The 6351-nt window shown below is 40.5% G+C and carries 8 protein-coding genes; 5 read left to right on the top strand and 3 right to left on the bottom strand.

What is annotated here, in order from left to right; genetic code table 11:
• Nucleotides 1-192 precede the first annotated feature (192 nt).
• The gene (locus WA010_RS03940; protein ID WP_422555858.1) at nt 193-339 is read left to right on the top strand and encodes a hypothetical protein; all 147 of its coding nucleotides are present in this window, start codon (nt 193-195) and stop codon (nt 337-339) included.
• Nucleotides 340-428: 89 nt separating this feature from the next.
• Here the strand turns inward: WA010_RS03940 and WA010_RS03935 are convergent, their stop codons facing one another.
• The 3 genes from WA010_RS03935 to rpmB form a co-directional block, all read right to left on the bottom strand.
• Nucleotides 429-1358 carry a ribose-phosphate pyrophosphokinase gene (locus tag WA010_RS03935; protein WP_422555857.1) on the bottom strand — a complete coding sequence of 310 codons (930 nt, stop codon included), beginning with the start codon at nt 1356-1358 and terminating at the stop codon, nt 429-431.
• A 176-nt stretch (nt 1359-1534) separates the two neighbouring features.
• Entirely contained in the window at nt 1535-2722 is a 1188-nt protein-coding gene (argJ, locus tag WA010_RS03930) for a bifunctional glutamate N-acetyltransferase/amino-acid acetyltransferase ArgJ (protein WP_422555856.1), read from the bottom strand.
• Between the two features lie 142 nt (nt 2723-2864).
• On the bottom strand, nt 2865-3053 hold the full coding sequence (gene rpmB / locus WA010_RS03925) for a 50S ribosomal protein L28 (RefSeq protein WP_015652778.1): 189 nt from the start codon (nt 3051-3053) through the stop codon (nt 2865-2867).
• A 161-nt stretch (nt 3054-3214) separates the two neighbouring features.
• On the opposite strand from rpmB, the gene WA010_RS03920 reads away from it, so the two are divergent.
• From WA010_RS03920 to WA010_RS03905, 4 genes are all read left to right on the top strand, one after another.
• Complete coding sequence (locus WA010_RS03920) at nt 3215-4024, top strand: HDOD domain-containing protein (RefSeq protein WP_422555855.1); 810 nt, start codon at nt 3215-3217, stop codon at nt 4022-4024.
• A complete protein-coding gene (locus WA010_RS03915; protein ID WP_422555854.1) occupies nt 4008-5402 on the top strand; it encodes a chemotaxis protein CheX in 1395 nt (464 codons plus the stop codon). The genes WA010_RS03920 and WA010_RS03915 overlap by 17 nt, the downstream gene beginning before the upstream one ends.
• 323 nt (nt 5403-5725) lie before the next feature.
• Nucleotides 5726-5986 (top strand): type II toxin-antitoxin system RelB/DinJ family antitoxin, encoded by a 261-nt coding sequence (locus WA010_RS03910; RefSeq protein WP_422555853.1) that lies wholly within the window; start codon nt 5726-5728, stop codon nt 5984-5986.
• The gene (locus WA010_RS03905; protein ID WP_299990184.1) at nt 5967-6233 is read left to right on the top strand and encodes a type II toxin-antitoxin system YafQ family toxin; all 267 of its coding nucleotides are present in this window, start codon (nt 5967-5969) and stop codon (nt 6231-6233) included. Before WA010_RS03910 ends, WA010_RS03905 begins: the two co-directional genes overlap by 20 nt.
• Nucleotides 6234-6351 lie beyond the last annotated feature (118 nt).

Below are 6351 nucleotides of genomic sequence, written 5' to 3'. Positions count from 1 at the left end.
CTATATTATGTATACATTCCACTCGAAAGAGCGGGAACGAGACTAGAATCTAGATCCCGTATCAAGTACGGGACCTCAAAGAGGTTCTTGTGCCCTGTAGGGTATGACGGTTAAGAAGAAATTCATGGCGGGGAGGTGGTTTGAAAATGGGTGATAAAAGGGGATTTTTGGATGATGAGAAAAAAATAGGATTTGAAATTTAGAGTCGGCACGTTTGCACCACCGTGTTTACTCTCTCTCTCTCTCTCTCTCTCTCTCTCTCGAAGAGCGCAGACGTGGGGATGTAGTCGTGATGCGACGAATCATTTTATCCCCTCTTATTATTTGGGGCTATTATAGCAAGATGATAGTTGAGTATGCAAGTTTTATGTTAAATGTTGTGATTAATATATGGGCAGTGCGAATATACTTCGCACTATTTAATAAGATTAACTAAAAAGTGAGTTTACGCTCTCGTTGTGATAAACACGACGAATCACTTCAGCAAACAAAGGTGCAACGCTTAGAACCTTGATTTTATCACTTTGACCGCTCAACACAAGGGTATTTGAAATAACCAACTCATCGAGCTCACCGTTGTTGAGATTGTCATACGCTTTACCGCTGAGTACTCCGTGGGTCGCACACGCCATAACCGACGTTGCCCCGCGCGCTTTGAGTGCAGATGCCGCTTTAACCATCGTTCCTGCAGTATCAACCATATCATCGATAATAATGATATCTTTACCCGCTACGTCACCGATGATATTCATTACTTCGGATTCATTCGCTTTTTCACGACGTTTATCGACGATAACCATCTCTAACCCTAATTTTTCAGCAAAATAACGAGCACGCGCAACCCCACCGATATCAGGAGAGGCGATTACAGGATTTGCAAGATTTTTAGAGCGGATATACTCTTCGAAAATAATCGCACCGTAGAGGTTATCTACCGGAATATCGAAGAAACCTTGAATTTGACCTGCATGTAAATCGATAGTGACAACACGGTCAATCCCTGCTGTTTCGAACATATCAGCAACGAGTTTCGCGGTAATCGGAACACGCGGAGCCGCTTTACGGTCTTGTCGTGCATATCCGAAATACGGTACAACCGCCGTGATGGAGTTGGCCGATGAGCGACGAAGTGCATCGGTCATGATGAGCAACTCCATCAAATTATCATTTGATGGAGCACCTGTACTTTGAATAATGAAAACATCACGTCCACGGACACTTTCAGAGATTTGAACGTTAATCTCTCCATCACTAAAACGTTTGATAGATGCTTTGGAGAGGGGAACATCGAGGGTTCTGCACACTTCCTCTGCAAACTCGGTACACGCTGAACCGCTGAAAATTTTATATCCGCGCATATGGTTATCCTGTAGGGCTTAAATTATCGCGATTATAGCAAGAGGAGACTTAGGGTGAGATAATGCGAAGAGGGTCGTCATCCTCGGGCTTGACCCGGGGATCCATCTTTAAAGAAGAGCTGGATTCCCGATCAAGTCGGGAATGACGAGAAAAAGCTTTACTAGAAAAACTTTTGCTACGTGCGGTAGTCCGCGTTAATTTTGACATATTCATGACCCAAATCGCATCCATAGGCGGTGAATTCGCCGTCTTGCAACCCGATGTCACAGTGAATCGTAAACGCTGATTTTTGCATCACCGCCGCCGCAAACGGTTCGAGTTTTTCATCAAAGAGTAACTCCCCTTTTTTATAAACGCAGATATCATCAAACCAAATGCTAAGAAACGCTTCATCACACATGATCCCACTCGCCCCTACGGTTGAAGCGATACGTCCCCAGTTAGGGTCTTGCCCAAAAAGTGCCGTTTTAACAAGGAGTGAATTAGAGAGGGCTTTTGCCGCAATCTCCGCTTCTTTGTGGTTGATCGCTCCGGTTACTTTGTATGTTACGAGCTTCGTTGCTCCCTCGCCGTCACGCACCATCTCTTTGGCTAAAAAGAGCATGATGGATTCCAACGCCTCTTTGAACGCAGTGGCATGAAACACTCCACTCTCACCGTTTGCCATTATCAGTACCGTATCATTTGTCGAGGTATCTCCATCGACACTCGCCGCATTGAACGTCGTATGGACACACTCATCGAGGATATTTTGCATAGTTGCTTTCTCTACTGCTGCATCGGTCGTGATAAAACAGAGCATCGTTGCCATTGCGGGATTAATCATCCCTGCACCCTTCGCCATCGCACCGATTCGGAATGATTTTCCATTCACGAGAGTCACTTCGTACGCGAGGCGTTTAGCAAAGGTATCGGTCGTCATAATTGCTTCGGAAGCATTGACCCCCTCTCGATGAGAGAGATCACAATTCATTGCCCCCTCGATGATTTTGGCTTTCGGCAGACGTACCCCGATTACCCCTGTTGAACTCATCACCGGATTTTGGATTTGAGGAAATTTTGTTTTCAGAGCATTTAGTACCTCATCAATATCATCAATCCCAGCACGCCCCGTCATAGCGTTCGCATTTTTAGAATTGATGAGGACAAAGTTCCCCTCAAAATCCCCTTGTGCACGAAAATGGCGAATTGGTGCCGCCGTCATTTTGTTCGTGGTAAAGACCGAAGCGATAGCGCATGGCTTTTCGGAATAGATGAATGCCAAATCTTTGGCAAAGTCTTTTTTCAATCCAATGTGGATTCCGTCGGCAAAAAAGCCATTCGCCGCGCAAACACCGCCGTCAATAGGGTTAATGGTAAACATGATGAAATACTCCTGATACAAAAAGGGTAATTAGATATGGCTTATTATAAACAGAGAAACCTAGTTCAAAATTAAAAATGAGAAGTTTTTGTGAAGAAATGGTGGGAGTAAACTCCCTGTGTGCGTGAGACCACGCGGAAGATTACGAATCTTTTTTAAGAGTACGAAGCTCAGAAGCAGCGATTCTCAGTTTTTTGGTAGTACCGTCTTCAAGTGTTACACGAACAGTACGAAGGTTTGGTAAAAAACGGCGTTTAGTTCTGTTTTTCGCGTGAGAAACGTTGTTCCCGCTCATTGGGCCTTTACCGCTAATAGCACATTTTCTTGCCATTTTGGGGCTCCTTGCGTAAATTTTAGTTGCGAATTTTATCGTATTTAACCCAAAGTTTACCTTAAGTAAAGGATTGCCCATATTAAAGGCACCTTTAATCTATCCCTCATTACAATATTACTATCTTTAAAAAACTATAAACCTGATTGGAAAATAACCCTGTGGTTACAGCTGAGCAAATTTCCCTTTATATTCAAAACATTCCACCGGCTCCCTCTATACTGAAACAAACTCTTGATCATGCTCGTAAAGGAGATTTAATCAAAGCGGCTAAATGTGCCGAGGAAGACCCTGCCCTCAAGTTTTATCTTAAAACTTTGGTGAATCGCCCTATTTATGGCTTTCGAAATGAGGTACATGAAGTATCTCAAATATTTGGTATTTTAGGAGTATCAACAACACAGCAAATGCTTTACCATTATCTCCTAAGTCTGCTCACTCCAAAAAAATGGCAACTTTTTACTCTTCAACAGCATACTTTCTATGATTTTCAGGCTTCGCTCAGTCAAAAATGGGAAAAAATTCTCCGTCATTTAGGCTTACTCAATCATGATACGGAAAGTGCTATTACCCTTCTTCCTGCAAGTATCATCGTCTGTGATGCCCTTTTCGGTGCTTATAAAACCGACGTTGAACTGCTTAAAAGCGTAAAAGCTCTAGATTACAATACAATTCTTTATCGCCTCAGTAAACAAACATTATTTGATCTTTGTACTCAAGTTGCAGACAAATGGGAAATGCCCCCTGCGATCAGCCGTATCGTACACGCATCATCGGGACTCGATCAGGATGTCTCTCCAGAAGAAGAGACTCTTGCCAAATGGATGCACCTTCTTCTCTTTTTCGAACTTAGCCAAAATACCTATGTAAATGCAGGCTTAAACGAATTTATCGATTTTCAAATCGACTTTGTCCAAGATATTTACGAATCTTTTATGCAGGTGGTGGAGTACGATGAGAGCAACCGTTAAAGGGCGAGTCGCTGTTTTTCATCCGCAAGGATTTTTAGATAGCAATAATGCACCATCATTTTTAAATATTGACGATATTAAAGCAACTGAATCACTTAACATCGATATGCTGTTGGTGTCACTAAAAAAAGTGATCTTCTTCAACAAAAATGGGCTTGATGTTTTTGTTAAATTACTTACCTCTATCCGAAATCAAAAACATATTTCGGTCGGATTATGCGACTACGACAGTGCAAAGTTCAAAACAATCACCACTTTTTATGGAAACAATCTTAATTTTTCCCTTTTCCGCACCGAAAAAATTGCTGAACTCTTTGCCCCCTCTAATAAAAGCGATTCAAAAACAGTTCTTCTCTATAACGATGACCCCTCCCAACGCTCCGCCATGGCTATTGAGCTCTTTGATTACGGTCAGAATCCGGTCATTGCTCAAAGTAAAAAAGAGTTTGATGAAAAAAAACAGCATCCAGATCTTTACTATGCAATTATAGAAGATACCTATCTAGGATTATTTGGGCAAAAAATTGCAACAAGGGTAACCGGAAATGCGATTATTTACACTATTGCTAACTTTTTAGATGCTGAAATTGGTAATACTTTTAATATTGCTTACCATAACAATTCACTTAATGTCGGCTTTCGCCTCTTCATTTTTGATGCGTATAAAGTGGTCTCAATGAACGTCCATGCATTAAACTTTTTTACCAAACTTGCATCTTCAGCTGCTGAATACAATGCAAGCATTTGTTTTGTGGGGCTCACTTTTGAAAAAACCCCTCAAAGTTTCAAAAATGATCTTGAAGATGCCGGAATACTTTTTTTTGAACATATGGATGATATTCTCAAAAATAAAGAGCTTCTGCAAGAACTCGGAGGCAGTAATGCCGCTTCTTCTAAACACATCCGTACACTTAACAAAGCATTAGTCAATGAACTTCCAAATTTTATTGATGCCACTGTTTCAACCATTGCTATGATGACAAATGCTCAAGCAATTAAAAATGGAATGAATATCCAAATATTAGACATTCCTAATAGTGAAAACCAATATGCTAGTTCCATTGGATTTTATGGTGATATTGACGGAATGATTATTTTGGTTTTCCCAAAAGAAATAGCTCGAAAAGCATGTGAACTTCTTATTGGTGAAGCAACAGAAGATGAAGAAAGCATCTTAGATGCTTTAGCTGAATTCGTCAATATTATCGGAGGACGAACAAAGTCTCTTTTAGGAGAAACCAAACACCGTATTGATATTACCCTTCCCCGTACCTATGGGGATGCTAAAGCACTTATGGAGATGGCACAAAACAAAAAAGGGGTACAGGTTAATTTGAGTTTTGAGGGAAGTAATTTTATCTTTTTTTTAACACGATAGTTACGAACAACTCCGCCTAGTAATTCAAGATGAGATTACTGTAACAAGCTTTAAGAGGTATTCGGAAAAATAAAAATTGAATACCCCAATACTCACACAAGCCTCACATGTGCTCAAAGTAGCCAATACTGTCATTGGCTAGAATCTCTACTTTATTACTCTATAGCTTTGTTTGGATTAGCTTTAATCATTTCATCATGTTGTAATTGAGTTATAAGCATTCAATCTTCACTTTTTAAGTTACACCAACAATATTTTAAATTAAATTTGCGTGTTGACATGTGCATCCCAACTGGGATATAATTCAATTAAAAGGAGACGTTATGTCTAAAATGCAAACAACCATACGGCTCGAAGAAGACGATTATAAACAAGCGCGTGAAATACTGGAGTTTGTTGGTATGAGCTATGCGCAGGCGATCAATATGTTTAACCGCATGGTTGTCCTCAATCACGGACTCCCTTTTGAGGCAAAAATCCCCAACAAAAAGACGATTACAGCGATGAAAGAAGCCAAAGAACTCAAAGGGGAGTTTATAACGTTGGGTGATCTTGAGAGAGAACATGCAGCTGTTTCGCACTAAGACGTTTCTAAAAGAGTATGCCAAAATCAAAATATCGGATGCACAATACGCTAAGTATTTGAAGTTTTTAGCCATGCTTTTAGAAGAACATCCTCTTCCGCCAGAAGCAAAAGATCATCCCCTAATCGGTGATTATGAGGATTTTAGAGAGTTTCATATTTCGGGAGATTTGTTGATTATCTATTGTATCGAGGATGACATTTTGAAATTAACTCGTATCGGATCACATTCACAATTATTTAACTAAAAGACTTCTTCTCTCCTGCGTCAGAAGTGAAAAAAGGTATCTACAAACCTTTTTCGCTAAAATAACAAAAATATTACACAAGGTGTACTTCTATGCTTATTGCCCCAAGTGTCCTCTC

The organism is Sulfuricurvum sp. (genome assembly GCF_049305995.1).
In the GTDB taxonomy this organism is placed as follows: domain Bacteria; phylum Campylobacterota; class Campylobacteria; order Campylobacterales; family Sulfurimonadaceae; genus Sulfuricurvum.
The sequence above is the reverse complement of the archived record's forward strand: the minus strand, read 5'-3'. Positions and strand labels throughout refer to the sequence as shown.